The sequence below is a fragment of the Pseudomonas sp. SWRI77 genome, assembly GCF_014269105.1.
Classification (GTDB): Bacteria; Pseudomonadota; Gammaproteobacteria; order Pseudomonadales; family Pseudomonadaceae; genus Aquipseudomonas; species Aquipseudomonas capeferrum.
Genome location: NZ_JABWRV010000075.1, coordinates 1 through 476 on the forward strand (window position 1 = coordinate 1; position 476 = coordinate 476).

The 476-nt window shown below is 60.5% G+C and carries 1 pseudogene; it reads left to right on the forward strand.

Annotated elements, in window-relative coordinates:
- Nucleotides 1–104: 104 nt before the first annotated feature.
- A pseudogene (locus HU766_RS26605) lies at nt 105–476 on the forward strand (phage major capsid protein); the annotation flags it as partial.

The following is a 476-nucleotide window of genomic DNA, read 5'->3' on the forward strand; positions in this document are numbered from 1 at the left end:
GCTTTGCGACGGATACCGACTGAGGACGTCGAAGTTAACCGCTGACCGGGGTGTGCGTGCGCGCATAGGGTAGATGGCATTACTTAGACACCCCGGAGATACCCATGCCAGACCCCTATCAGCAGGACATGACCGAGCTGAATTCAACCCTCAAAAACATCGGCACCCAGATCGCCGACTTCAAATCTTCCTCAGCCGAGAAGCAAACCGAGTTCGGCGCCCGCCTCTTGGAAATCGAACAGAAGCTGGTGAATGTCAGCGCCCGCCGAGGCGCCAACGACGACTCCACCGACTCCAATGCCGTGACTACCCAGGTCGTGGCCGCTGATGGCATCACCGGCTTCAGGGCGGGGATGAAATCCACCGGCCAGATCAGTTGCAAAGTCGGCGTTCGTGCGGCGATCACCAACCCCAACAAGGGCGTCACTGGTTCGACCAGCTACCCAACCGCCCCGCAGCGTGACGGCGCCGGCATC